At 61.8% G+C, this 24,747-nt stretch carries 23 protein-coding genes and 1 pseudogene; 13 read left to right on the forward strand and 11 right to left on the reverse strand.

The window, feature by feature from the left end; genetic code table 11:
- The first annotated feature begins 4 nt into the window (after positions 1-4).
- Positions 5-2,845 (forward strand): class I adenylate cyclase, encoded by a 2,841-nt coding sequence (locus PSFL_RS14595; protein ID WP_397470206.1) that lies wholly within the window; start codon positions 5-7, stop codon positions 2,843-2,845.
- On the opposite strand, the gene rnk is transcribed toward PSFL_RS14595, so the two are convergent.
- The 3 genes from rnk to cyaY all read right to left on the reverse strand — a co-directional run bounded on the left by rnk (position 2,842) and on the right by cyaY (position 3,949).
- Positions 2,842-3,252, reverse strand: coding sequence for a nucleoside diphosphate kinase regulator (gene rnk, locus PSFL_RS14600; RefSeq protein WP_057444204.1), 411 nt, complete (start codon positions 3,250-3,252; stop codon positions 2,842-2,844). The genes PSFL_RS14595 and rnk overlap by 4 nt on opposite strands.
- A 143-nt stretch (positions 3,253-3,395) precedes the next feature.
- On the reverse strand, positions 3,396-3,614 hold the full coding sequence (locus PSFL_RS14605; RefSeq protein WP_057440618.1) for a DUF1289 domain-containing protein: 219 nt from the start codon (positions 3,612-3,614) through the stop codon (positions 3,396-3,398).
- 2 nt (positions 3,615-3,616) lie between these two features.
- A complete protein-coding gene (gene cyaY, locus PSFL_RS14610) occupies positions 3,617-3,949 on the reverse strand; it encodes an iron donor protein CyaY (protein ID WP_057440485.1) in 333 nt (110 codons plus the stop codon).
- Positions 3,950-4,188: 239 nt separating this feature from the next.
- Between cyaY and PSFL_RS14615 the strand changes: the two genes are divergently transcribed.
- The 6 genes from PSFL_RS14615 to PSFL_RS14640 are packed head-to-tail and all read left to right on the forward strand — an operon-like array spanning position 4,189 to position 8,774.
- Positions 4,189-4,350, forward strand: a complete 162-nt coding sequence (locus PSFL_RS14615) for a lipoprotein (protein ID WP_038444426.1) — start codon at positions 4,189-4,191, stop codon at positions 4,348-4,350.
- A 9-nt stretch (positions 4,351-4,359) separates the two neighbouring features.
- Positions 4,360-5,607: a diaminopimelate decarboxylase gene (gene lysA, locus PSFL_RS14620; protein WP_057440486.1), complete on the forward strand. Its 1,248-nt coding sequence runs from the start codon at positions 4,360-4,362 to the stop codon at positions 5,605-5,607.
- A gap of 3 nt (positions 5,608-5,610) precedes the next feature.
- Positions 5,611-6,441: a diaminopimelate epimerase gene (dapF, locus tag PSFL_RS14625; protein WP_057440487.1), complete on the forward strand. Its 831-nt coding sequence runs from the start codon at positions 5,611-5,613 to the stop codon at positions 6,439-6,441.
- Positions 6,442-6,454: 13 nt separating this feature from the next.
- The gene (locus PSFL_RS14630) at positions 6,455-7,180 is read left to right on the forward strand and encodes a DUF484 family protein (protein ID WP_057440488.1); all 726 of its coding nucleotides are present in this window, start codon (positions 6,455-6,457) and stop codon (positions 7,178-7,180) included.
- Positions 7,181-7,182: 2 nt separating this feature from the next.
- Positions 7,183-8,082, forward strand: coding sequence for a tyrosine recombinase XerC (xerC, locus tag PSFL_RS14635; RefSeq protein WP_057440489.1), 900 nt, complete (start codon positions 7,183-7,185; stop codon positions 8,080-8,082).
- Positions 8,079-8,774 (forward strand): HAD family hydrolase, encoded by a 696-nt coding sequence (locus PSFL_RS14640; RefSeq protein ID WP_057960982.1) that lies wholly within the window; start codon positions 8,079-8,081, stop codon positions 8,772-8,774. The genes xerC and PSFL_RS14640 overlap by 4 nt, the downstream gene beginning before the upstream one ends.
- Before the next feature lie 110 nt (positions 8,775-8,884).
- Here the strand turns inward: PSFL_RS14640 and sutA are convergent, their stop codons facing one another.
- The 4 genes and pseudogenes from sutA to glnK all read right to left on the reverse strand — a co-directional run bounded on the left by sutA (position 8,885) and on the right by glnK (position 11,438).
- Complete coding sequence (sutA, locus tag PSFL_RS14645) at positions 8,885-9,211, reverse strand: transcriptional regulator SutA (RefSeq protein WP_057440491.1); 327 nt, start codon at positions 9,209-9,211, stop codon at positions 8,885-8,887.
- Positions 9,212-9,314: 103 nt separating this feature from the next.
- Positions 9,315-9,475 (reverse strand): annotated as a pseudogene (locus tag PSFL_RS14650) (YjbQ family protein); the annotation flags it as partial.
- Positions 9,476-9,727: 252 nt separating this feature from the next.
- Positions 9,728-11,065 (reverse strand): ammonium transporter, encoded by a 1,338-nt coding sequence (locus PSFL_RS14655; protein ID WP_029289659.1) that lies wholly within the window; start codon positions 11,063-11,065, stop codon positions 9,728-9,730.
- A 34-nt stretch (positions 11,066-11,099) separates the two neighbouring features.
- Complete coding sequence (gene glnK, locus PSFL_RS14660) at positions 11,100-11,438, reverse strand: P-II family nitrogen regulator (protein WP_002555808.1); 339 nt, start codon at positions 11,436-11,438, stop codon at positions 11,100-11,102.
- Positions 11,439-11,858: 420 nt separating this feature from the next.
- Here glnK and PSFL_RS14665 point away from each other — a divergent pair, with 420 nt between their 5' ends.
- Both PSFL_RS14665 and PSFL_RS14670 read left to right on the forward strand, forming a co-directional pair.
- Positions 11,859-12,119: an accessory factor UbiK family protein gene (locus tag PSFL_RS14665; RefSeq protein WP_057444205.1), complete on the forward strand. Its 261-nt coding sequence runs from the start codon at positions 11,859-11,861 to the stop codon at positions 12,117-12,119.
- A gap of 149 nt (positions 12,120-12,268) precedes the next feature.
- Entirely contained in the window at positions 12,269-13,765 is a 1,497-nt protein-coding gene (locus tag PSFL_RS14670) for a YifB family Mg chelatase-like AAA ATPase (protein ID WP_397470207.1), read from the forward strand.
- Here PSFL_RS14670 and PSFL_RS14675 read toward each other — a convergent pair.
- Entirely contained in the window at positions 13,762-14,346 is a 585-nt protein-coding gene (locus tag PSFL_RS14675) for a TetR/AcrR family transcriptional regulator (RefSeq protein WP_273867625.1), read from the reverse strand. The two genes, PSFL_RS14670 and PSFL_RS14675, sit on opposite strands and share 4 nt — an antisense overlap.
- Positions 14,347-14,459: 113 nt before the next feature.
- Between PSFL_RS14675 and PSFL_RS14680 the strand changes: the two genes are divergently transcribed.
- Complete coding sequence (locus PSFL_RS14680; RefSeq protein ID WP_057440494.1) at positions 14,460-15,371, forward strand: ABC transporter six-transmembrane domain-containing protein; 912 nt, start codon at positions 14,460-14,462, stop codon at positions 15,369-15,371.
- Positions 15,372-15,377: 6 nt separating this feature from the next.
- Here the strand turns inward: PSFL_RS14680 and PSFL_RS14685 are convergent, their stop codons facing one another.
- Entirely contained in the window at positions 15,378-17,354 is a 1,977-nt protein-coding gene (locus PSFL_RS14685; RefSeq protein WP_115129273.1) for a methyl-accepting chemotaxis protein, read from the reverse strand.
- Between the two features lie 189 nt (positions 17,355-17,543).
- Positions 17,544-18,464, reverse strand: a complete 921-nt coding sequence (locus PSFL_RS14690; RefSeq protein ID WP_057440495.1) for a LysR substrate-binding domain-containing protein — start codon at positions 18,462-18,464, stop codon at positions 17,544-17,546.
- Between the two features lie 152 nt (positions 18,465-18,616).
- Here PSFL_RS14690 and PSFL_RS14695 point away from each other — a divergent pair, with 152 nt between their 5' ends.
- Positions 18,617-20,011, forward strand: a complete 1,395-nt coding sequence (locus tag PSFL_RS14695) for a NorM family multidrug efflux MATE transporter (RefSeq protein WP_397470208.1) — start codon at positions 18,617-18,619, stop codon at positions 20,009-20,011.
- 65 nt (positions 20,012-20,076) lie between these two features.
- On the opposite strand, the gene PSFL_RS14700 is transcribed toward PSFL_RS14695, so the two are convergent.
- Entirely contained in the window at positions 20,077-21,750 is a 1,674-nt protein-coding gene (locus PSFL_RS14700; protein ID WP_115129274.1) for a bifunctional diguanylate cyclase/phosphodiesterase, read from the reverse strand.
- Between the two features lie 268 nt (positions 21,751-22,018).
- Here PSFL_RS14700 and rep point away from each other — a divergent pair, with 268 nt between their 5' ends.
- Positions 22,019-24,028 (forward strand): DNA helicase Rep, encoded by a 2,010-nt coding sequence (rep, locus tag PSFL_RS14705; RefSeq protein WP_057440498.1) that lies wholly within the window; start codon positions 22,019-22,021, stop codon positions 24,026-24,028.
- Between the two features lie 57 nt (positions 24,029-24,085).
- Positions 24,086-24,658: a xanthine phosphoribosyltransferase gene (locus tag PSFL_RS14710; protein ID WP_029289761.1), complete on the forward strand. Its 573-nt coding sequence runs from the start codon at positions 24,086-24,088 to the stop codon at positions 24,656-24,658.
- Positions 24,659-24,747 lie beyond the last annotated feature (89 nt).

A 24,747-nucleotide genomic window follows, 5' to 3' on the forward strand; every position in this document is an offset into this window, starting at 1 on the left:
CGACATGACCAGTACCCATGAAATCCGCCCTGACTTGGATGAAGGCATTGACCGCAAGGTACTGGCCCAACTGCGCTCGCGTTTCCTCACCCTCAATGCCGGCCGCACGGCCCGGGCTGTCGAAGGCCTGACGCCGCGCCAGCAAAGCGTGCTGGCACTGCTGCCGCTGTTTTTCCATGTCAATCACCCCTTGTTGCCTGGCTATGTCTCGGGCAGTACGCCGGCCGGTTTGTCGAATTTTGAACCGGATGCCCAGGTCCTGGCCGAAGCCCAGCGCCTGACCCGCTCGTTTTCCTACAAGCCACGCCACGGCAACCCGCCCACCCCGATCCACGGTCTGTTCCTGATGGGCAGCCTTGGCACACTGGCCCAGGCCGACCAAAGTGATATGGACGTGTGGGTCTGCCACGCCGCCGAGGTAAACGAGGCCGAGCTGGTCGAATTGCGCAAAAAGTGCCAGTTGCTGGAGGCCTGGGCCCTGAGCATGGGCGCCGAGGCGCATTTTTTCCTGATCGAACCCAGCCGTTTTGCTCAGGGCGGTCGCGATACCCAGCTCAGCTCAGATGACTGCGGCACCAGCCAGCACTATCTGTTGCTCGATGAGTTCTACCGCACCGCCATCTGGCTGGCCGGGCGCACGCCAATCTGGTGGCTGGTGCCAGTCTACGAAGAAGCGCGCTACGCCGAATTTACCCACGCGCTGATTTCCAAACGTTTTATCCGCGCCGACGAAACCCTCGACCTCGGGCACCTGGCCCATATCCCGCCGGGAGAATTTATCGGCGCCGGCCTGTGGCAGTTGTTCAAGGGTATCGAGTCACCCTACAAGTCGGTGCTCAAGCTGTTGCTCACCGAGGTGTATGCCAGCGAGCACCCCAAGGTGCAGTGCCTGAGCCTGCGTTTCAAACGTGCGGTGTTCGCCAACCAACTGGACCTGGATGAGCTGGACCCGTATATCGTGGTCTACCGTCGCATCGAGGAATACCTGCGCGGGCGCAACGAACCCGAGCGCCTGGAACTGGTGCGGCGCAGCCTGTACCTGAAGGTCAACCGCAAGCTCACCACCGGCCAGCGCGCCACCGGCTGGCAACGTGCGCTGCTGGAGCGCCTGGCCCATGAATGGGGCTGGGACCAGCGGCAACTGGCCCTGCTCGACAGCCGCAGCCAGTGGAAAGTGCGACAGGTCGCGTCCGAACGCCGCGCCCTGGTCAATGAGCTCAATTACAGCTATCGCTTCCTGACCCAATTCGCCCGCACCGAACAGACCGTGAGCCTGATCAACAAGCGCGACCTCAATGTGCTGGGCCGGCGCCTGTACGCTGCCTTTGAACGCAAGGCCGGCAAGGTCGAGTTCATCAACCCGGGGATTGCCCCGGACCTGGCCGAAGACACCCTCACCCTGGTCCACTCGCCTAATCGCAAGGAGCCGGGCCAGTACCATTGGGGCCTGTACAACGGCAGCCTGACGGCCTTGGAATGGGAGCACTTTGCGCCGATCAAACGCAGCCGCGACCTGCTGGAGATGCTCACCTGGTGCCATCGCAACGGCGTGATCGACAGCAGCACGCGCCTGGCCCTGCATCCGGGCACCAGCGATTTGAGCGAATTCGAGCTGTTCAATCTGCTGGGCAGCCTGCAACAGACCGTCGCCCTGCCCCTGGCCACGGTGGATGAGGAACGCCTGCTGCGTACGGCGATACCCGAGGAGGTGCTGTTGCTGGTCAACGTCGGCGTCGACCCGCTCAAGCACCACCGTGACTTGAATATCCTGATGACCACCGAGCGCACCGACTCCCTGAGTTACGCCGGCGTCAGGGAAAACCTGGTGTTGACCCTGGACCAGGTGACACTCAACAGCTGGAACGAGGTAATGGTCAGCCGTTACGAGGGCCCCCACGCCCTGCTCGATTGCCTGCGCGATTACCTGAATCAGTTACCACACGACCAACTGCCACGGCTGCGGGTGCGCTGTTTCTGCCATAACCGTGCGCAGTTCATTGCCCAGCGTGTGGAAGAGATTTTCGATACCGCGCAAAACCTGATGCTCAGCCAGCTCAACCACCGCTATCTGATCCAGGTGCAGCAGCACTATCACGTCATGGAACTGGCGCCGGGGCAGGCCAATCATGTGTCCCTGGCCAACCAGCAGGCGCTGGTGGAATACCTCTGTGAAGAACTGGCCAGCTACAGCCCGTTGCACCTGGATGCCATGGCCCTGGAAGACCATGATCTGGCAGCGCTGCTACCTATGGGCCAGGCGGATTGTGTGCAGGTGTTCTACCGCATCAATGACGGTTTCGCCGAGCTGTACGTGCTCGACGAATTCAACGCCCTCTGGCAACAGCGCCTGCCGTTTCATGATGAGCAAAGCTTGCTCGCCCCTTTGCAGCGCTTCCTGCAGTCGGTCATCTATCGTCGGGACGCGCTCTCACCGCTGGACCCGCAGCAGCCACTGGGGGCCGTGCAAACGCTGTATTACCAGCTGTTGCCATCGGCAAGCGGTCGGGCCCGTCGGGTCGAGCCACGACCGGCCCCCCAGGTCCCGGCCAACAAACCGTTCTACGACGTGCAGGCGATTATCGGCAAGGGCGCGCCAGGCCAGGTAGGGATTACCCTGTACTGCAATCAGCGGGAGTTTTGTGAACTGGAATTTGGCGACCAGCTGTTTGCAGTGGTCGCCCAGGAGATCGTCGGGCAGCGTCGGGAAACCGAGCGCTATCGTTGCTACATCACCGACCTGGACCTGTCCGGGCTACTCGGTGATGTTCAAAGCCCAAGCAATCTCTACCTGCGCTACAAGGCCGAGTTGGAGCAGGCGCTCAACCAGGCCTTGAATCAGGTCTAGAGCGTGAATGCGCCGCCGTCTTTAGGCTGGCCTTCGACACTCAGCAGCTCAAGCTTGAGGGTCTTGCCACCTGGAGCGGGCCAGTCGATGTGCTGGCCAACCTGCAGGCCCAGCAACGCACTGCCCACCGGGGCGAGGATCGAGATCTTGCCTTCGTCGGCATTCGCGTCCTTGGGGTAGACCAGGGTCAGGTGATAGTCCTTGCCGCTGCTTTGCTCGCGGCAATGCACGCTAGAGTTCATGGTCACGACACCGGCAGGCACTTCATCGTGGCCAACCACGTCTTCAGCGCGGTCAAGTTCGGCTTGCAGGGCGATGACGCCTGGCAGTTTATCGTCCATACGGTCGATCAGTTGCTCAAGACGTTGCACATCGAGACGGGTGAGGATGATGGAAGGTGCAGTCATGATTGCGGCAGACTCCTTTTTTTCTGCACAAAAAAGCAAAACCCCGCCAATAAACGGCGGGGTTCTCACGGACCTCGATGAGTTGAGGTGTACCCGGACACTACCACAGCACACCAAATAAACAAGATGGGCTGGTCTGAAGGTCAGGCACCGGCCTTGCGTTGCTCGGCCTGTGCGACGATCACGCGGCGCCGCTGATCGTCGGCGGAACGCCATTCCCGGATGTCTTCCACGTGTCGGAAGCAGCCAAGGCAGACTTTCTGCTCATCCAGCCGACACAAACTGATACAAGGTGACGGCACTGCCGGGCTGACATTGCTGAACAGCGGCTTGGGCGGACGGGCGGGTGTGGGCTGGGTCACGATCAAATCTCGTCGAAATCCAGCTCGACGCCGGCCTGTTCCTGAGTGATGCGTGCAAGCATTTCGCTCAGCAGCTCATCGCTGGTGTCGTGGGACCAGCGTTTTTCTTCTTCGTCATAGTCGAAGTGAAAACCTCCGGAACGTGCCGCCAGCCACAACTGACGCAGCGGCTCCTGGCGGCTGAAGATCAATTGGCTACCGTTCTCGAACTTGACGGTCAGCACGCCGGCAGAATTTTCCAGATCCACATCCAGGCCACTCTCGTCGAAAATATCCTCCAGCGCTTGCTGGGTCGCATCGACCAGGTCGTGAAAGCGGGCTTCGGTCAAACTCATGGTGGGAACCTCAAAAAGTGTCTACTCACGCTCAAGCGCCGCACGATACGGAGGCGCCATCATGATTGCAAAGAATACCGATTTCGTTCCCATCAGCCGCGAGAAATATCCCAAATTAATGTAGGTCACTTCACGACATACTCGGCAAAGCCCCGCCGGACGGGTGTCCCGGCACATAGGCAAGCTGGCGGGTGGTCGGTATACTCGGGCGCAATTAATGCATATTCAAGGATTTAGCCATGAAGCGCCTGATCTCTTCCCTTGCTGCGCTCGTCGCGGTCGCTTGCCTCGTCAGTGCCTGTGGTCAAAAAGGCCCGTTGTACCTGCCCGATGACAGCAAAGACCCGAATGAACAGGCGCAAACGTCGCAATCCAAAGCGCACAAGCACGACACCTACTAAGGGAATTTCATGGACGCTTTTAACTACCGGAACGGCGAGCTGTTCGCGGAAGGCGTGGCGCTGTCCGCGATTGCCGAACGCTTCGGCACCCCGACCTATGTGTACTCGCGAGCGCATATCGAAGCGCAATACCGCACCTTTGCCGATGCACTGGAGGGCACGCCAAGCCTGGTGTGCTATGCAGTAAAAGCCAACTCCAACCTGGGTGTACTCAATGTCCTGGCGCGCCTGGGCGCTGGTTTTGACATCGTGTCCCGTGGCGAGCTGGAGCGTGTACTGGCCGCAGGCGGCAAGGCTGACAAAATCGTGTTCTCCGGTGTCGGCAAGACCCGCGAAGACATGCGCCGCGCCCTGGAAATCGGCGTGCATTGCTTCAACGTCGAGTCCACCGACGAGCTGGAGCGCCTGCAAGTGGTGGCCGCCGAGATGGGCGTGCGTGCGCCGATCTCCCTGCGCGTCAACCCGGATGTCGATGCCGGTACCCACCCGTACATTTCCACTGGTCTCAAAGAGAACAAGTTCGGCATCGCGATTGCCGACGCCGAAGACGTGTATATCCGCGCCGCCCAACTGCCAAACCTGGAAGTACTGGGTGTGGACTGCCATATCGGTTCGCAACTGACCAGTCTGCCCCCCTTCCTCGATGCCCTCGACCGCCTACTGGCGCTGATCGACCGCCTCGGCGAGTGCGGCATCTACCTGCACCACATTGATCTGGGCGGCGGCGTGGGCGTGCGTTATCGCGACGAAGAGCCGCCGCTGGTGGCCGACTACGTCAAGGCCGTACGCGAGCGCACCGAAGGCCGCGACCTGAAGCTGATATTCGAGCCGGGCCGCTACATCGTTGCCAATGCAGGCGTACTGCTGACCCAGGTCGAGTACCTCAAGCACACCGAACACAAGGATTTCGCCATCGTCGATGCGGCGATGAACGACCTGATCCGCCCGGCGCTGTACCAGGCCTGGATGGATGTCAGCGCCGTGCGCCCGCGCGACAGCGCCCCGCGCACCTATGACATCGTCGGCCCGATTTGTGAAACCAGCGACTTCCTGGCCAAGGACCGTGAACTGGCCCTGGCAGAAGGCGATCTGCTGGCCGTGCATTCGGCCGGTGCCTACGGGTTTGTCATGAGCTCCAACTACAACACCCGCGGGCGTACCGCCGAAGTGTTGGTGGACGGTGATCAAGCGTTTGAAGTGCGTCGCCGCGAGACGGTAGCCGAGTTGTTTGCTGGCGAAAGCCTGCTGCCGGAGTAAGCCATGCTGCTGCGTTTTACCAAGATGCACGGCCTGGGCAATGACTTTATGGTCCTTGACCTGGTCAGCCAGCACGCGCATATCCTGCCCAAGCACGCCAAGCTGTGGGGCGACCGCCATACCGGCATCGGTTTCGATCAGCTGCTGATCGTCGAGGCGCCAAGCAATCCGGAGGTGGATTTCCGTTACCGGATCTTCAACTCCGACGGTTCCGAAGTGGAACAGTGCGGCAACGGTGCGCGCTGCTTCGCCCGGTTCGTGCTGGACAAGCGCCTGACCGCCAAACGGCAGATTCGCGTCGAGACCAAAAGCGGCATTATCGAGCTGGATATCCGCAGCGACGGCCAGATCAGCGTCGACATGGGCGCCCCGCGCCTGGTGCCGGCCGATATTCCTTTCCAGGCAGAGGCCCAGGCCTTGAGTTATCCACTGGATGTCGACGGCACTGTGGTCGAGGTGGCCGCTGTGTCCATGGGCAACCCCCATGCGGTGCTGCGGGTCAACGACATCAACAATGCGCCGGTGCATGAACTGGGACCGAAGATCGAACATCACCCGCGCTTTCCGGCGCGGGTCAACGTCGGCTTCCTGCAGGTCATCGACCGCTCCCGCGCGCAATTGCGCGTGTGGGAACGCGGCGCCGGGGAAACCCAGGCTTGTGGCACCGGCGCTTGCGCCGCCGCCGTGGCTGCGATCAGCCAGGGCTGGATGGATTCGCCCCTGTTGATCGACCTGCCCGGCGGACGCCTGTCCATCGAATGGGCAGGCCCAGGCCAACCGGTGAAGATGACCGGCCCGGCATCCCGTGTATACGAAGGACAGGTCCGTCTATGAGAGCGACTCGCCAATGACCGATAAGCCCCAGGCACCCGCCAAGCAGCCCGAAGGATCCCCTTGCGAAAGCCTGGAGGCAGCGGCCGTCGCCGCTTACCTGGAGGCTAACCCGGACTTCTTCGTCGAACACGACGAACTGCTGCCGGCCCTGCGCATCCCTCACCAGCGCGGCGATACCGTGTCGCTGGTGGAGCGGCAGATGAAGATCCTGCGCGAACGCAATATCGAAATGCGCCATCGGCTCTCACAGTTGATGGACGTGGCCCGCGACAACGACCGCCTCTTCGACAAGACCCGCCGCCTGATCCTGGCACTGCTGGATGCCGCCAGCCTGGAAGACCTGACCATTGCCGTCGAAGACAGCCTGCGCCAGGACTTCCAGGTGCCGTTTGTCAGCCTGATCCTGTTCAGTGACAACCCGATGCCGGTCGGGCGCTGGGTCAAGGGCAGCGAAGCGCAGACCGCCATTGGCGGCCTGTTGTCGGAAGGCAAGACCATCAGCGGCACCCTGCGCGAGCATGAGCTGGACTTCCTGTTTGGCGAGGACCAGCGCGTGCAGATCGGCTCGACTGCCGTGGTCGCCCTCAACCATCAAGGCCTGCATGGCGTCCTGGCCATCGCCAGCCGTGATCCGCAGCACTACAAGAGCACGGTAGGCACGCTGTTTTTGACCTACATTGCCGAAGTGTTGAGCCGCAGCCTGCCGCGCTTTACCACTGCCCTGCGCGCGGTGCGCTAGCCATGGAACGGCAACTGGACGCCTACTGCGCTCACCTGCGCAGCGAGCGCCAGGTGTCTCCCCATACGCTGGAAGCCTACCGACGGGACTTGAACAAGGTCCTGGCGTTCTGCCAGAAACACCAGATCAGCAGCTGGAAGGCCCTTGATATCCAGGGCCTGCGCAGCCTGATTGCACGCCTGCACCAGCAAGGCCAATCCTCCCGCAGCCTGGCGCGCCTGCTGTCGGCGGTACGTGGTCTGTATCACTACCTCAACCGCGAAGGCCTGTGCGATCACGACCCGGCCAACGGCCTGGCGCCGCCCAAGGGTGAGCGCCGCCTGCCCAAGACCCTGGATGCCGACCGCACCCTGCAATTGCTCGATGGCGCGGTCGAAGATGACTTCCTGGCGCACCGCGACCAGGCGATCCTGGAGCTGTTCTATTCCTCGGGCCTGCGCCTGTCGGAGCTGACCAGCCTCAACCTCGAGCAACTGGACCTGGCCGACGGCCTGGTGCAAGTGCACGGCAAAGGCAGCAAGACCCGCGTGCTGCCCATCGGCAAAAAGGCCCGCGACGCCCTGCTGGTGTGGCTGCCCCTGCGAGCCCTGAGCAATCCGCCGGACGACGCGGTGTTTGTCAGCCAGCAAGGCCGACGCCTCGGGCCACGGGCCATTCAGTTGCGGGTCAAGGCCGCCGGCGAGCGGGAGCTGGGGCAGAACCTGCATCCGCACATGCTCCGGCACTCCTTTGCCAGCCACCTGCTGGAATCGTCACAAGACTTGCGCGCCGTGCAGGAACTGCTCGGCCACTCGGATATCAAGACCACCCAGATCTACACCCACCTGGACTTCCAGCACCTGGCGACGGTGTACGACAGCGCCCATCCCAGGGCCAAACGCGTTAAAGGCGGCGACTCATGAGCATCAAGCTAATCACCTTCGACCTGGACGACACCCTGTGGGACAACGTCCCCGTCATCATCAGCGCCGAAGCGTCGATGCGCCAATGGCTGGCGACCCATGCGTCCAAGGTCGGCGACCTGCCCCTGGAGCATTTCGCCAGCCTGCGCCAGCAGGTGCTGCAACGTCATCCCGAGCTCAAACACCGGATCAGTGTGCTGCGCCAGCGGGTGCTGATGCACGCCTTTGAAGAGGCCGGTTATCCACAGCCGCAAGCCACGGAGATGGCCGATGTGTGTTTTGAAGCGTTCATTCATGCGCGGCACCAGCTCACCGTCTTCCCCGAAGCCGAGCCGATGCTGCAAGCCCTGCGCCAGCACTTTCTGCTGGGGGTGATCACCAATGGCAATGCCGATGTGCAGCGCGTAGGCCTGGCGGATTACTTCCACTTTGCCCTGAGGGCCGAGGATATCGGCATCGCCAAGCCGGATGCGCGCTTGTTTCAAGAGGCGTTGCAGCGGGGCGGGGTGGATGCCAGTGCGGCGGTGCATATTGGCGATCACCCTGGCGATGACATCGCCGGGGCGCAGCAGGCGGGGTTGCGAGCCGTGTGGTTCAACCCGACCGGCAAGGTTTGGGAAGGTGAGGCATTGCCGGATGCGCAGATTCGCAGCCTGACCGAGCTACCGGAGCTGCTCCACAGCTGGAAATAACACGGCTGCGATACCACTGGAAATCCAAGGTGGGAGCCTGCTGGAGTTTGTTCCAGGCATGAAAAAACCCGCAGCGACGGCGGGCTTTTTCAGCAAGCAAGTAACCGGCCTCAGATAGGCCGACTGCCGTACTTGTTATCCGGCTTCTTCGGTGGATCTGCCACCACGTTGGCCTCGACTTCCTGCACTTTACCGCCTTTGGCGAGGAACTCTTCCATCGCACGGGCCAGCGCATCGCGCTCTTTGTTCTTGGCCTCGACGCTCGGCAGTTCGTCTACCGAAACAGCAGCCTTGGCCTTGCCTTTGGCGGCCGGAACAGGTGCATCATCGCCACCGTCATCGTCAGCAACGTCTTCCGCTACCGCTTCAAGACCTTCTTCGGTGTCGTCTTCGTCACCTACTTCCAGTTCGTCGTTTTCCAGATCATCGTCGCTCATGTTCTACCTCATGACTTGCGAAAAGCAGATTAGTTATAGCCCAGCTTCACCATCTGTCGAAGGCTGCCGGAAAAAAATCAACGTCCACCGGATAACCAGTGGCTTATGCCCCATCACCGTGCAGGTGGCGAGGACTTTACGAGCACCGCCATGATCAGGGTGCTCGTCCAGATAAACGCGTTGCCATGTGCCCATTGCCAAGTGGCCGGCCTTGACCGGCAAACTCAGTTGGCGACCCGATAGGCTGCCCTTGAAATGACCCGGGGCTTGGCCCGCAGGGTAATCAGGGTCTGTCGCCATATACAGTTCTGCGCCCATCGGCGCGCATTCTAGCGCGCTCTGGGAAAAAACAAAGTGCCGAATACGCCTACATGCCTGTAAGACATTCGCACACTGAAAAGTACCGTGTGGATCCAATCACAAACTCGGCACAGAAATGCTCACGCGCCGTCACCACAGGCAAATACCAGACAAAAAAATGCCCGGCAAGCCGGGCATGTTTTTTTTCATACGTTCTTACAAGTTGTAGCCACGTTCGTTGTGCTCCGCCAGGTCCAGGCCAACGGCCTCTTCCTCTTCGGTCACACGCAGGCCGATGGTCAAGTCCAGCACCTTGAGAATCACGAAGGTCACGATGCCGGTATAGATCACGGTAAAACCTACGCCCTTGGCCTGGATCCAGACCTGTGCAGCAATATCGGTCACGGTGCCGAAGCCACCCAGGATCGGCGCCGCGAATACGCCGGTGAGAATCGCCCCGACAATCCCGCCCACACCGTGCACACCGAAGGCGTCCAGGGAGTCATCGTAGCCCAGCTTGCGCTTGAGGCTGGTGGCGCAGAAGAAGCAGATCACGCCAGACGCCAGGCCGATCACCAGGGCGCCCATCGGGCCCACGGTACCGGCGGCCGGGGTAACGGCCACCAGGCCGGCTACCACACCCGAGGCAATGCCCAGGGCGCTTGGCTTGCCGTGGGTGATCCACTCGGCGAACATCCAGCCCAGTGCCGCAGCAGCAGTGGCGATCTGAGTCACCAGCATCGCCATGCCGGCCGTGCCGTTGGCCGCAGCAGCGGAGCCGGCGTTGAAGCCGAACCAGCCGATCCACAGCATCGCCGCGCCGATCAGGGTGTAGCCCAGGTTGTGCGGGGCCATTGGGGTGGTCGGGTAGCCTTTACGCTTGCCGAGCACGATGCACGCCACCAGGCCAGCCACACCGGCGTTGATGTGCACCACGGTGCCGCCGGCGAAGTCCAGCACGCCCCAGTCCCACATCAGGCCGCCGTTGCCGCTCCAGACCATGTGCGCGATCGGCGCATAGACCAGGGTGAACCAGATGGCCATGAACAGCAGCATGGCGGAGAACTTCATGCGCTCGGCGAACGCACCGACAATCAGCGCCGGGGTGATGATCGCGAAGGTCATCTGGAAGGTGATGAACACCGCTTCCGGGAACAGCGCCGCAGGCCCAGTGATGCTGGACGGTGTGACACCCGCCAGGAACGCCTTGCCCATGCCGCCGAAGAACGAGTTGAAGTTGACGACGCCCTGTTCCATGCCCGTGGTGTCGAACGCGATGCTGTAGCCGTAGACGACCCACAGGATGCTGATCAGACCAGTAATGGCGAAGCACTGCATCATCACAGAAAGAATGTTTTTGGAGCGGACCATGCCGCCGTAGAACAGCGCCAGGCCAGGGATGGTCATGAACAGCACCAGTGCGGTGGCTGTCAGCATCCAGGCAGTGTCGCCGGAATTGAGGACTGGAGCCGCCACTTCGTCTGCCGCCATGGCCAGGCTGGGCATTACGATGGACAACAGGGCTCCTAGCCCTGCGAATTTACGCAGAGTCATATTGTTTTCTCCTGGGGCGTTGGGGTTTGGCGGCTTAGATTGCGTCGGTATCGGTTTCGCCGGTACGGATGCGAATAGCCTGTTCCAGATTGACCACGAAGATCTTGCCGTCACCGATCTTGCCGGTGTTGGCCGCCTTGGTTATCGCCTCGATAACCCGATCAAGATCCTTGTCGTCAATGGCGACATCAATCTTCACCTTCGGCAGGAAATCGACTACGTATTCCGCGCCGCGATACAGCTCGGTATGACCCTTCTGCCGACCGAAGCCTTTGACCTCAGTGACGGTAATGCCCTGCACGCCGATCTCGGACAGTGACTCGCGTACATCGTCCAACTTGAACGGCTTGATGATGGCAGTGACTAGCTTCATGAAAACTCTCTCCCGAATTGGTGGACTTGCCCCAGGAAAACAAACCCGTCTCAAGTCTAAGCGCAGTGCCTGGCTTTGTAACGCATCGTCGCCTCGGCAAATGCCTTTGCGACGCCAGCTAACCGTTGGTGACGAAACATGTACCCTGGTCCGTCAGCGCACTGCATTCGTCACAGCGACTGCATCAGTGCATGGGTCATGATCGTCTAAGCAGAAACCTTGCCAGCTCCGTAAAAGTCACTGAAATCAATCCGTTGCCCGTCTACGCCCACCAATGGGCCGGTGCAGCAGCCTGGATACGCACAAAAACAGTGCATCCGCATTCAGCCCAATGCGCGAAAAGCGTGCGCAGGCCACGCTGAAAAGACTATAGGCGCTGCGTGATACACTGCCGGCCAACTGTTTTCCGGAATGTTTCCCATGCTCGCGCCCAAAGACCTCCTCGACGCCCTGAGCGGCCACGCCTCTCGCCTGTTCAGCGGCGAAACCCCGCTGCCCCGCAATGAAATCGAAAGCCAGTTCAAGGCGCTGCTGCAAAGCGGGTTCAGCAAGCTGGACCTGGTCAGCCGTGAGGAGTTCGACAGCCAGATGGTAGTCCTGGCCCGCACCCGTGCGCGGCTGGAGAGCCTGGAGGCGAAGGTGGCGGAGTTGGAAGCGCGGCTGAATCCACCTCAGGAATAACCACCGCGTCCCCTCTTGGAGCCGGCTTGCCGGCTCCTGCAATGACAGCGCCTGGATACGTTCTGTAAAACCTGCGCACAGCGCCTCACCCGCCCTCGTCTACCCTTGAAAAAGCCGCAACACGCGGCCCTCCCTTTCAAGGAACGAGCATGTCCCTCGCCATCGTCCACAGCCGCGCCCAGATCGCCGTCGAAGCCCCTGCCGTCACTGTCGAAGTGCATATGGCCAATGGCTTGCCGTCCCTGACCCTGGTGGGCCTGCCGGAGACCGCGGTCAAGGAGAGCAAGGACCGGGTGCGCAGCGCCATTCTCAACAGCGCGCTGCAATACCCCGCACGCCGTATCACCCTCAACCTGGCGCCCGCCGACCTGCCCAAGGACGGCGGGCGTTTTGATCTGGCGATTGCCCTGGGGATTCTCGCGGCCAGCGTGCAGGTACCGGCGCTGGAGTTGGATGACGTTGAATGCCTTGGCGAACTGGCCCTGTCTGGCGAAGTGCGTGCCGTCAAAGGGGTGTTGCCGGCCGCGCTGGCGGCACGCAAGGCCGGGCGCAGCGTGATCGTGCCCAGGGCCAATGCCGAGGAGGCGTGCCTGGCCTCCGGGTTGAAGGTGATTGCAGTGGATCATCTGCTGCAAGTGGTGGCGCACCTGAATGGACGGGTGCCGATCGAGCCGTACAAGTCCGACGGGCTGCTGTACCTGAACAAACCTTACCCGGACCTGAGCGAGGTGCAGGGCCAACTTGCCGCCAAGCGCGCGTTGCTGATTGCCGCAGCGGGTGCCCACAACCTGCTGTTCAGCGGGCCACCCGGCACCGGCAAGACCTTGCTCGCCAGCCGCCTGCCCGGCCTGCTGCCGCCCTTGAGCGAACAGGAAGCCCTGGAAGTGGCGGCCATCCAGTCGGTGGTCAGCCTCGCACCGTTGAGCCACTGGCCCCACCGGCCATTTCGTCAGCCGCACCATTCGGCGTCCGGGCCGGCGCTGGTGGGCGGCGGTTCGAAGCCACAACCTGGGGAAATCACCCTGGCCCATCACGGCGTGTTGTTTCTCGATGAACTGCCGGAATTTGATCGCAAGGTGCTGGAGGTGCTGCGCGAGCCATTGGAGTCCGGGCATATCGTGATTTCCCGGGCGCGCGACCGCGTGAGCTTCCCCGCACGCTTTCAACTGGTGGCAGCCATGAACCCTTGCCCCTGCGGCTATATGGGCGAACCCAGCGGGCGCTGTCGGTGTACGCCGGAACAGATCCAACGCTACCGCAACAAGCTCTCTGGGCCGTTGCTGGATCGAATCGACCTGCACCTGACCGTTGCCCGGGAAAGCACCGCGCTGAACCCAGCCAAACAAACCGGCAATGACACTGCCAGCGCTTCAACCCTCGTCGCCAGCGCCAGGGATCGCCAGCAACAACGCCAGGGCTGTGCAAATGCATTCCTCGACCTGACGGGTTTGCGGCGCCACTGCGAGCTATCGAAAGCCGATGAGGGTTGGCTGGAAAGCGCCTGTGAGCGCCTGACCCTGTCGTTGCGCGCAGCTCATCGGCTACTCAAGGTCGCGCGCACCCTGGCCGACCTGGAACAGGCAGACGCCATCGCTCGCCATCATCTGGCCGAAGCGTTGCAGTACCGGCCAGCCGCCGTGACTTAGCGATCCCTGGGCAAATCCAGCAGCAGCCCCGCCACTTCCATCACCTCACCCAGTACCACTTGCGCCGACTCGACGGAGGGCTTGAGCAACAGGTCATCGGTATAACCCATCGTCACCGCAAAGATCTGGCGGGCCGCACGGCTGGATGAGCCACAGCGGAATACCCCGGCAGCGATCCCCTGCTCGATCACATCGGCAAGCATGGCTTGCCACTGGGCATTGACCAGCAGATACGCCTGAGCCAGTTCCGCGTCGTGCATCGCCTCATCCCAGGCATCCAGCCAGAGCGCCCAGCCGGCGTCGGCGGTACAGGGCAGGCAACCCCTGAGGAAACCCACCAAGGCCTCAAGCGGCGGCGCATCTGCCAATGGCCCGCGCACTTCGTCCAACTGCTCATTGGCGAAGCGAACAAAGGCTTCGCGGCGCAGTTCTTTCCAGTCGCTGAAGTAGTGATACACGTGGCTGCGGGACAAGCCCGCATGCTCCGCCAGATCGCGGGTGGAGACATCGGCAAAGCCCTTGCTGCGAAACAGCTCCAGGGCAGCGGCGATGATCTGGTCTTTACGGTCGATACGCGACATGGGCAATTCCTTACGGGCACCGTCAGATAAGCGGCGCTTGCTTTTTGAGCGACCGCTCAAGGATACTTGAGCAGTCGCTCAATAGTAGCGCCTATTACTCCTTTGGTGCACCCATGCCATCCACAACGCCACAGATCCTGATCGAAGAAAGCAAGAAAATCGGCCAGCAATCGGCCAGCCAAACCCTCAAGGCAATCGCCAAGGCTTATCCCGGCAAGCTGTTCTGCACGCTGTCGTTGGTTGCGCTGGAGAACGCGTTGCTGCTGGCCTATCCCCTGTTTGCCGGTTTCGCCGTGGACTCGATCCTGCGCGGCGATGCCAGCAGTGCGCTGTTCTATGCGGCCGTGGTGATGGCGTTCTGGGTGGTCGGTGCCGCACGCCGGGCGTTGGATACCCGGACCTTCACGCGGATCTACGCCGATCTTGCCGTGCCTGTGATTCTCAACCAGCGTCTACAGAATCACAGCACGTCCAAGGCCGCCGCACGGGTGGTGCTGGCGCGGGACTTTGTCGACTTCTTCGAAAAGCATGTGCCGGTGATCGCAACAGCCTTGGTCTCCATCGTTGGCGCGGCCGCGATGTTATTGGTGATTGAACCTTGGGTAGGCCTGGCCTGCTTTGCGGCACTGCTGCTTTGCATCATCCTGCTACCGCGCTTCGCCCGCCGTAACGAGCAGTTGCACGAACGGTTGAATAACCGCCTGGAGAAAGAGATTGGCCTGGTGGAAAAGGTTGGCGCCCAGACGTTGCGACGCCATTACCAACTGCTGTCACGCCTGCGTATCTGGCTGTCGGACCGCGAAGCCGTCGCCTACCTGTTTCTCGGCGCGCTGGCAGCGCTACTGTTCATCGTAGCGATCAGCCAACTGGCCTTGTCGCCAGCGGTCAAGGCCGGCCATGTCTATGCGGTGATGACGTACCTGTGGACCTTCGTCAGCAGCCTCGACGAAGCGCCAGGGATGGTTGATCAACTGGCGCGGCTCAAGGACATCGGCAAACGGGTGGATCCGGGACTCGGGAATTGATCAGCCTTACCGAAACCGATCCACCTCTTGCCGCAGCCCTGCCGCCAACGTCTCCAGCTCCCTGGCGGTAATCGCCAGGTTCGAGACCACTTCCCGCTGCTCACTGTTAGCCAGGGCAATGCTCTGCAGGTTGCTGCTGAGCAAGGTCGCGGTGCTGCTTTGCTCCTGGGTCGCTGTGGTAATCGCGGCAAACTGCTGCCCCGCCGAGCGGCTTTGCTCGTCGATGCGCGCCAGGGCCGAGGCCACGTCGGCGTTGCGCGACAAGCCTTCCTGCATCAGCACATTGCCCTGCTCCATGGTGCTGATGGCATTGCCGGTTTCCTGCTGGATGCTCTGGATCATCCCGGAAATCTCATCGGTGGCCTGGCGGGTACGGGAGGCCAGGTTGCGCACCTCATCGGCGACCACGGCAAATCCACGCCCCTGCTCCCCGGCCCGCGCCGCCTCGATGGCGGCGTTGAGTGCCAGCAGGTTGGTCTGTTCGGCGATCGAGGTAATCACGCCGACGATGCCGCCGATTTCCTGGGAACGTTGGCCCAGGGTATTGATCACCTTGGCCGTGCTGTTCAGTGCCGTGGCGATATGCTCCAGGGACGACGACGCCTCTTGCATCGAGTTGCGGCCAATGCGGGTCTGCTGGGCATTTTCCTGGGCCATGCGTTCGGTATTGCCCATGTTGTCGGCAATGTTCAGCGAAGTGGCGCTGAACTCTTCTACCGCGCCGGCCATGCTGGTGATCTCGCCGGATTGCTGCTCCATGCCCTCATAAGCGCCTCCCGACAAACCTGACAGCGCCTGGGCGCGGCTGTTGACCTCTTCGGCCGCCTTGCGGATATGGGAGACCATGGTCGACAAGGCCTCGCCCATCTGGTTGAAGCTGCGTGCCAGCTGTCCGATTTCATCGTGGCTGGACACATTCAGCCGCGCACTCAAATCACCGGCCCCCAGGGCTTCGGCCTGGCGCACCAGGTCGCCCAGGGGCTGCAATTTGCTGCGCAGCAACCAGACCGCCGCGCCTACCGCCAACAGCATCGCCAGCACGCTGCCGATCACCAGGCGGATACCCACGGCCCAGGTCACCGCGCGGATCTCGGCCTTGGGCATGCTCGCCACCACCGACCACGGGCCGCCGTCAAATGGCACCGCAACGCTGTAGAAGTCTTCGCCCTTGTCACTCCAGAAACGCCCCTGGCCAGGCTTTTGCGCCAGCTCCAGGATCACCGGAACGGCCTGCTCCAATGCCTGCACGCCGGCAGGCGGCACCAGCCAGTGTTTTTGCTCGTCCAGCAGCGCCAGCGAGCCGGTCTGGCCAATGCGGAACCGCTTGAGGTTGGCGAATTGGGCGTTCTGCGCATCGGTGTAGTCGAAACCGATGAACAACACCGCAATCACCTGGCCGCTGGCATCACGTACCGGGCTGTACTGGGTCATGTAGGAACGTTCGAACAGCACCGCGCGACCGATGTAGCTCTGCCCGGCGAGCAGGCGCTGGTAGGCCGGCCCCTGGCGATCCAGCACGGTGCCGATGGCGCGGTTGCCGTCCTGTTTGGTCAGGGAGGTGCTGATACGGACAAAGTCTTCGCCGCTGCGCACGAACACCGTGGCCACGCCGCCGGACATCTGCTTGAACTCATCGACCTCGTCGAAGTTGTTGTTCAGTACTTCAGTGCCCAGGTAAAGGCTCGGGGTCTGCACCCCGGCCACACTCACCATCTGCTCGGGACGTACGCTCAACCCGGCGCCGAAGCGCTTTTCAAACAACCCGCTCAAACGCTGGGTGCTCTCACGCAGGGTGCTGTGGAAGGTATTGAGTTGGTCGGCGAGCAAACGCGCTTCGCTGGCCAGGTGTTCTTCACGGGTCAGCAGGTTGGCCGAGTCCAGGGAGCGCAGGGCAAATACCGTGCTGCCGCTGATCACGACAGCCAATATGACCGCCAAGGCAATGCCCAGCTGCGAAGCGATGCGGGCGCGGGGTTGAGACATGACAGCTCCTGGCCGAGGCCCGGATCGTCCTGATCTCATAGCGCTAATCGGCAAATTTCTTGGATTGGGGGCACGCTGAGCCGCAACTAATGGCGACTCCGACACACCTACTTCGGCGGCCCCAATCAATACTTGAGCAAATTACAGGGGCATCACTCAAAGGCACCGTGTGTAGGGAGCTGCATCGTTTCACTCGAGCTGTTCCACCGCCGGCAAGGCCATGGCCTGGACTTCACTTTGCAGGAAGTCCGACAGCCTGCGCAGGCGCTCACCGCCGGGGCGGGTCTTGGGCCAGACCAGGTAATAGCTTTCGCCGCTGGCGACCGCAGTCGGCCATGGCAAACTCAAGCGGCCCTGGGCCACATCCTCGGCGACCATCAACAGATCGCCCATGGACACGCCATAGCCCCGGGCAGCGGCAATCATCCCCAGCTCCAGCGTATCGAACACCTGCCCGCCCTTGATGGCGACGCGGGACGCCAGCCCCGTACGCTGCAACCAGCGGCGCCAGTCACGCCGATCCGGCGTGGGGTGCAGCAGTTCAGCGCTGGCCAGGCGCTCCACATCCCAGGGGCCGTCATTGAGCAGGTTCGGCGCGCCCACCGGGATCAACAGTTCGGGAAACAGGTAGCTGGCTTCCCAGTCCGCCGGAAAGTGCCCGTCACTCAGCAAGACCGCGCAGTCGAACGGTTCCTGATTGAAATCCACTTCGTCGATGCTCATCCAGGCGCTGGTCAACTGCACCTCGTTGCCCGGCTGCAAGTGCCGGAACCGGCTCAGGCGCGCCAGCAACCAGCGCATGGTCAGGGTCGACGGGGCCTTCATGCGCAGGATGTCATCTTCGGCATTCAAGGTATGGCAGGCGCGCTCCAGGGCGGCGAAACCCTCGCGCACCCCAGGCAGCAGCAGGCGCGCCGACTCGGTCAACTGCAAGGTGCGCCCGCTGCGCTGGAACAGGCGGCAGGCGAAATGCTCCTCCAGGGTACGGATATGCCGGCTGACTGCACTTTGGGTGATGGACAGTTCTTCGGCCGCACGGGTGAAGGAGTTATGCCGTGAGGCGGCTTCAAATGCACGCAAGGCATACAGCGGAGGCAGACGACGAGACATGAGGAAAACTCCGACGGCACGATTCCGAAACCCTACCAGATTCATCCTGGCATGAGTTTTAATCATGCGAATGATCGCATTTATCCCTTTGTGCAAAGCGCTGAGAGCGCCGAGAATCAACCCTTCTACCCCTTGTGCAATTATTGAGCGTGATGATCATGCAGCATCCGGCGCGTACCGAACTCTGGGCCATTCTGCGGCTGTCAGGGCCGTTGATTGCCTCGCAGTTGGCGCACATGTTGATGGTGCTGACCGACACCCTGATGATGGCCCGCCTCAGCCCCGAAGCCCTGGCCGGCGGCGGGCTGGGTGCGGCAAGCTATTCGTTTGTGTCGATCTTTTGCATCGGCGTGATTGCCGCCGTGGGCACCCTGGTCGCCATTCGCCAGGGCGCCGGCGACATCGAGGGCGCCACCCGCCTGACCCAGGCCGGCCTGTGGCTGGCCTGGCTGATGGCCCTGGTGGCCGGCCTGCTGCTGTGGAACCTCAAGCCGGTGCTGCTGATGTTCGGCCAGACCGAAACCAACGTGCAGTCGGCCGGGCAATTCCTGATGATCCTGCCGTTCGCCCTGCCCGGCTACCTGACGTTCATGGCCCTGCGCGGCTTCACCAGCGCCATCGGCAAAGCCACGCCGGTGATGGTGATCAGCCTGTGCGGCACGGTGCTCAACTACCTGCTCAACCATGCGTTGATCGAAGGCATGTTCGGCCTGCCCAAGCTGGGCCTGATGGGCATTGGCCTGGTCACGGCGATTGTCGCCAACTGCATGGCCCTGGCACTGTTGTGGTACATCAAATACAACCGCGCCTACGCGGCCTACCCCCTGGGCAAGGGCCTGCTGCGGCCCAACCTGCATTACTTGCGCGAGCTGTGGCGCCTGGGCCTGCCGATTGGCGGCACCTATGCGGTGGAAGTCGGCTTGTTCGCCTTTGCCGCGCTGTGCATGGGCACCATGGGCAGTACGCAGTTGGCGGCCCACCAGATTGCCCTGCAAATCGTCTCGGTGGCGTTCATGGTGCCGGCGGGCATGTCCTATGCCGTCACCATGCGCATCGGCTTGCACTATGGCGGCGGGCAACTGCTCGACGCACGGCTGGCCGGGCGCGTGGGTATCGCCTTCGGCGCGAGCGTGATGCTGGGGTTTGCCATGGTGTTCTGGCTGTTTTCAGACCCGCTGATCGGCCTGTTCCTCGACCATGACGACCCGGCCTTTGCCCAAGTGATCAGCCTGGCGGTCAGCCTGCTGGCCGTGGCGGCGTGGTTCGAGCTGTTCGACGGCGTGCAGACCATCGCCATGGGATGCATCCGAGGGCTCAAGGATGCCAAGACCACGTTCCTCGTCGGCCTGGGTTGTTACTGGTTGATTGGCGCACCGGCGGCCTGGTTGATGGCGTTTACCCTGGACTGGGGCCCGACTGGCGTGTGGTGGGGTCTGGCGCTGGGGCTTGCCTGTGCGGCGATTACCCTGACCTGGGCGTTTGAGGCGAAGATGAAGCGGATGATTGCCCTGGAGCCGCAAGTCGATGCGGTCCCACAGCCGAACTGAAGGATGTACTCGGTCAGTGTGGGAGCTGGCTTGCCAGCCCCCACCTTTTTGATTGGTTTACAGGGCTAGATCACATCGCCCAACAACGCCTGCTGGCTGCTGCCAAACGTCAGGTATTCCACCAATTCCGCCAGCGGCAACGGCTTGCTGATCAGGTAACCCTGGGCCTGGTCGCAGCCGAACAAGCGCAACAACGCCAGTTGCTCCGGGGTTTCCACGCCTTCGGCCACCACTTCCAGGTTGAGGTTGTGGGCCAGGTTGATCATGGCGTGCACCAGCTTGCGGTTTTCTTCGCGCTCTTCCATACCGCCGACAAAGCTCTTGTCGATCTTGAGCAAGGCAATCGGCAGGCTGTTGAGGTGCACGAAGGACGAGAACCCGGTGCCAAAGTCATCCAGGGAGAAGCGCACACCCAGGCGGCCCAAGGCATCCATGGTCTGCTTGACCAGGTCGCTGCGGCGCATCACGGCGGTTTCAGTAAGCTCGAATTCCAGCCATTGCGCCTCCACCCCACGCTCGGCAATCAAACGGCTCAGGGTCGAGAGCAACTGGCTGTCCTGGAACTGACGGAACGACAGGTTGACCGCCATGTGCAACGGCGGCAGGCCGCGCTCGCGCAGGTCCTGCATATCGCGCAGGGCCCGGGAAATCACCCAGTAGCCCAACGGCACGATCAGGCCGCTCTGCTCGGCCAGCGGCACGAACTCGCTCGGCGGCAGCAAACCACGCTCGCCGTGGCGCCAGCGCACCAGGGCTTCGAGGCCGACGATATGCCCATCGTCCAGGTCCAGCCGCGGCTGGTAATGCAGTTCCAGTTCGTCACGGCGCAGCGCCCGGCGCAGTTCGCTTTCCAGGTCGGCGAGGCTGCGGGCATTGCGGTTGATGCGTTCATTGAAGATATGAAAGGTACAGCCCTGGGTGCTCTTGGCCTGTTGCATGGCGATATGCGCGTGCCACATCAACGGGTCGGCGCCGGCCTTGGCGCGGGCATGGGCCACACCGAGGCTGCAGCCGATCAACAGGCTCTCGCCATCGACCCAGTAAGGTTCGGCCATGGCCTCGGTGATGCGCTCGGCCATCCACTCGGCGCGTTGCGGCGCACGGCGGGTGTCGATCAACAAGGCAAATTCATCACTGCCCAGGCGTGCCAGTTGGTCGCCGACCTCCAGCTGGCTCTTGAGCCGCGAGACCACTTGCAGGATCAGCCGGTCGCCCGCCTGATGGCCGAGGGCATCGTTGGCGTGGCGAAAGTTGTCCAGGTCCAGGTGGCCGAGGGCCAGGCCACGCCCGTCGTTTTCCGCCAGGCGTGCGGCCAGCAGGGTCTGGAAACCCTGGCGGTTGGCGATGCCGGTCAAGGGGTCTTGTGCGGCCAGGCGTTGCAGGGTGTTTTCCAGCAAGCCGCGTTCGCGTACATGGCGCAGGCAGCGGCGCAGGGTATCCACATCAAACGCGCCACGGATCAACCAATCGCTCGCGCCCAACGGTGCAACCAGCGGTTCCTGCTCCAGCAGCATTACGGTGGGCAGGTTACAACGGCCAGGGCCAGGTTGCAGACCCGGGGTGGTGAGCAAGACAGCCGTGCGGTCGTCGTCGAACAGGCTGCTCACCGACTCCCAGCTTGGCGCACTGATCAGCACAGCCCCATCGCCCATCGGCGCCAGGCACTCGCGCAACAACGCTGCCCACGCTGGCTCATCGGCCAGTAGCAGCAAACGCAAGGGTTCGACAGGCGTAGACAAGCTAGCTCCCTAGACTTTGCAAAAATTCGTTGGCGGCGGGCATTATGACGTGCAGCCTGATAATGACAAATGATATTGGTTATCAAATGCGCGCAGTGCAGGTCTAGATCGAACAATAGACCCAAAAACCCCGCACATCCTGCGGCAAAGTAACAAAACCGGCAAATTTAGATCGAGTGGTACGTCACACTGTCGTTCAGAGGCGGCAGAATCTTGCCAGCCTGTTAAAATGCCCGCCCTTTTCGCTCAAAGACTCCCAAAACCCTGTATGTCCCGACTCAATCCCCGGCAGCAAGAAGCCGTGAACTACGTCGGCGGCCCTCTATTGGTGCTCGCCGGTGCTGGCTCCGGCAAGACCAGCGTGATCACCCGCAAGATCGCGCACCTGATCCAGAACTGCGGCATCCGTGCCCAGTACATCGTCGCCATGACCTTTACCAACAAGGCGGCGCGGGAAATGAAAGAGCGCGTCGGCACCCTGCTCAAGGGTGGCGAAGGCCGTGGCCTCACTGTGTGTACCTTCCACAACCTGGGGCTGAACATCATCCGCAAGGAGCATGTGCGGCTGGGCTACAAGCCGGGCTTCTCGATCTTCGACGAGACCGACGTCAAGGCCCTGATGACCGACATCATGCAGAAGGAATACGCGGGCGACGACGGGGTCGACGAGATCAAGAACATGATAGGCTCGTGGAAAAACGACCTGATCCTGCCGCCCGAAGCCCTGGAAAACGCGCGCAACCCCAAGGAACAGACCGCCGCCATCGTCTACACCCACTACCAGCGCACGCTCAAGGCGTTCAACGCGGTGGACTTCGACGACCTGATCCTGCTGCCGGTGAAGCTGTTCCAGGAACACGCCGATATCCTCGAAAAGTGGCAGAACAAGGTGCGCTACCTGCTGGTGGACGAATACCAGGACACCAACGCCAGCCAATACCTGCTGGTGAAGCTGCTGATCGGCACGCGCAACCAGTTCACCGTGGTCGGCGACGATGACCAGTCGATCTACGCCTGGCGCGGTGCGCGCCCGGAAAACCTGATGCTGCTCAAGGACGACTACCCGTCCCTGAAAGTGGTGATGCTGGAGCAGAACTACCGCTCCACCAGCCGCATCCTGCGTTGCGCCAACGTGCTGATCTCGAACAACCCCCACGAATTCGAAAAACAGCTGTGGAGCGAGATGGGCCACGGCGATGAGATCCGCGTGATCCGCTGCCGCAACGAAGACGCCGAAGCCGAACGCGTGGCCGTGGAAATCCTCAGCCTGCACCTGCGCACCGACCGGCCCTACAGCGACTTTGCGATCCTCTATCGCGGCAACTACCAGGCCAAGCTGATCGAGCTGAAGTTGCAGCACCATCAGGTGCCGTATCGTCTGTCGGGCGGCAACAGCTTTTTCGGACGCCAGGAAGTAAAGGATCTGATGGCCTACTTCCGGCTGATCGTGAACCCGGATGACGACAACGCCTTCCTGCGCGTGATCAACGTGCCGCGCCGGGAAATCGGCTCCACCACCCTGGAAAAGCTCGGCAACTACGCCACCGAACGCAAGATCTCGATGTACGCCGCCACCGACGAAATCGGCCTGGGCGAACACCTGGACACGCGCTTCACCGATCGCCTGTCGCGCTTCAAGCGCTTTATGGACAGGGTGCGCGAGCAATGCGCCGGCGAAGACCCGATCAGCGCCCTGCGCAGCATGGTCATGGATATCGACTATGAAAACTGGCTGCGCACCAACAGCTCCAGCGACAAGGCCGCGGACTACCGCATGGGCAACGTCTGGTTTCTGATCGAGGCGCTGAAGAACACCCTGGAAAAAGACGAAGACGGCGAAATGACCGTCGAAGACGCCATCGGCAAGCTGGTGCTGCGCGACATGCTCGAGCGCCAGCAGGAAGAGGAAGACGGCGCCGAAGGTGTGCAAATGATGACCTTGCATGCGTCCAAGGGCTTGGAATTCCCCTACGTGTTCATCATGGGCATGGAAGAGGAAATCCTCCCACACCGCTCCAGTATCGAAGCCGACACCATCGAGGAAGAACGGCGCCTGGCCTACGTGGGCATTACCCGCGCACGTCAGACCCTGGCCTTCACCTTTGCGGCCAAGCGCAAGCAATACGGCGAAATCATCGACTGCGCCCCAAGCCGGTTCCTCGATGAGCTGCCACCGGACGACCTGGCCTGGGAAGGCAACGACGACACCCCAACTGAAGTCAAGGCGGTACGCGGTAACACCGCCCTGGCGGATATACGCGCGATGCTAAAGCGCTAGAATCGACTACTTTTTAATCTACTTTCGGCGCCCCTTGCGCCACCAGAGGAAGCTTTTGTGGAAGCACTGCACAAGAAAATTCGCGAAGAAGGCATCGTGCTTTCCGACCAGGTACTCAAGGTCGACGCCTTTCTGAACCATCAGATCGACCCGGCGCTGATGAAACTGATCGGCGACGAATTCGCCGCGCTGTTCAAGGATTCGGGGATCACCAAGATCGTCACCATCGAAGCCTCAGGCATCGCGCCAGCGATCATGACCGGCCTGAACCTGGGCGTACCGGTGATCTTCGCCCGCAAGCAGCAGTCCCTGACCCTGACGGAAAACCTGCTATCGGCAACGGTGTATTCCTTCACCAAGAAAGTCGAAAGCACCGTTGCAATCTCCCCACGCCATCTGACCAGCAGCGACCGCGTGCTGGTGATCGACGACTTCCTGGCCAACGGCAAGGCGTCCCAGGCGCTGATTTCGATCATCAAACAGGCCGGCGCCACCGTGGCGGGCCTGGGGATTGTGATCGAGAAGTCGTTCCAGGGCGGGCGTGCTGAGCTGGATGCCCAGGGTTACCGGGTTGAGTCGCTGGCGCGGGTCAAGTCCCTGGCCGGTGGCGTCGTGACCTTCATCGATTAAACCTGAGCGGGCACGCTTAAAAATGTGGGAGCGGGCTTGCTCGCGATAGCGGTCTGTCAGTCAACTCACGAGTGGCTGATCCATCGCTA

Source organism: Pseudomonas sp. DD1, assembly GCF_044510355.1.
Lineage (GTDB): Bacteria > Pseudomonadota > Gammaproteobacteria > Pseudomonadales > Pseudomonadaceae > Aquipseudomonas > Aquipseudomonas shahriarae.